Raw genomic sequence first — 1,575 nt, 5'->3', positions numbered from 1 at the left:
CAGACGCCATCAAGCCAGTGCTCGCCGCAGCCACTACCAACGACGGCTCGCCGACCCCTCAACCGGATAGATCACGAAGTCGCACTGGAGTACTATGTCGTCCTCCAGGACCACCCGCTCAAGAACGGCGACGACGGCCCCGTCATCGCGGTGGACGCGCAGACGGCGAAGGAATCCACGGCCCCGGGCGAGTCGAAGGCCGTGGTCGCCGAGGGCCAGCGCTTCACCGAGCGCCAGATGCTGCAGCTGATGCTGATCCCTTCGAGCAACAACATCGCACGTCTGCTGGCTCGTTGGGACGCCGGATCCGACGCGGCGTTCCTGGGGCGGATGAACGGGGCCGCCCGGCAGCTCGGTATGAACGACACCACGTACACCGATCCCAGTGGCTTGGATGTCGGTACCCGAAGCACCGCCGTCGACCAGATCAGGCTGGCCCGAGCCGCCATGCAGGACCCGACGTTCAGCGCAGTGGTCGCCATGCCGCGGGTGACCATCGCCGGGGTCGGCCAGATCGACAACAACAACACCGACCTTGTCGACCCGGGCGTCATCGGGATCAAGACCGGCTCGACCTCGGCGGCGGGCGGCAACCTGATGTGGGCCGCCCAACAGACCGTCGGCGGCAGCAAGCAGCTCATCCTGGGCGTCGTGATGGCTCAACACAGCGCCGGCGCGTCCGACTACGGCCTTGCCAAGGCCCTCGCTGTCAGTCAGAAGCTCATCACCCAGGTCCGGAAGGCCCTGATCTGCACCACCGTCGTCCACAGGGGCGATGTCGTCGGCTACCTCGATGACGGCCTCGGCGGGAGAGCCCCTGTGGTCGCCGGAGCTGACCTCACGGTGATCGGCTGGCCCGGCCTATCCACACAACTGACGGTCTCGGCACCGGTCACGGGTCTGCCGCACAGGGCGAAAGCGGGCACCACAGTCGGCACGATCGCCCTTCGCACCGGCCAAGCCGCCGGCACGGAGATACCAGTTGTCCTACAGCACGACATGACCACACCCGGCCTCAGCCAGAGGATCGCCCATCTACGGTGACACCAGAGTGGCAAGTCGTGTGTCGGCAACGACATCGGGCTGCCAGCCGGGCGGCCCAGCCGATGGCTTGACCAGCAGATGGGCGGGGCGGTGGCGGGGTCAGTGCTCGTGGAGGCCGTCGATGAGGCTCTCCAGCAGGTCACCGAACGGCGTGATCGCCCACTCGCCGTGAAGCCACCCTCGGTCAAGAGGACGCCGACGAGCGCGTCGGTCAGCTCCTCGGCCTCCTCTTCACCCGGGGGAAGAACCGGGTCGAGCACCACACCGCGCTCCCGGGCGGCACGGTGCAACACGGCGAGCATCTCGTTGGGGCCCGTGAACCAGCCGAGGCGGTCTTCGACCGTCGCGGTGGCCTGCTGGGCTGCTTGGGAGAGCAGCCGGTATGCGGTGCTCGGGGAGAGGCGCAGGTTCCGAGCGATCTGGCTGATGGCGTGGCCACTGAAGCTTCGCCATCTTCGAACGTGCTGGTCGGAGGGGCTGGCGTGCGGGTCGTTGGCCGTGCTCGTGCTGGTGGTGGGCGGCAGTCTGAGG

The 1,575-nt window shown here is 67.8% G+C and carries 1 protein-coding gene; it reads left to right on the top strand.

The window, feature by feature from the left end:
- A partial coding sequence (locus ACIG5E_RS39435) for a D-alanyl-D-alanine carboxypeptidase family protein (RefSeq protein WP_396542142.1) occupies window positions 1–1,044 on the top strand: 1,044 nt, incomplete at its 5' end.
- Between the last annotated feature and the right edge of the window lie 531 nt (window positions 1,045–1,575).

The sequence above is a fragment of the Kitasatospora sp. NPDC053057 genome, from assembly GCF_044546945.1.
Classification (GTDB): domain Bacteria; phylum Actinomycetota; class Actinomycetes; order Streptomycetales; family Streptomycetaceae; genus Kitasatospora.
This window is presented reverse-complemented; position numbering and strand designations above follow the sequence as displayed.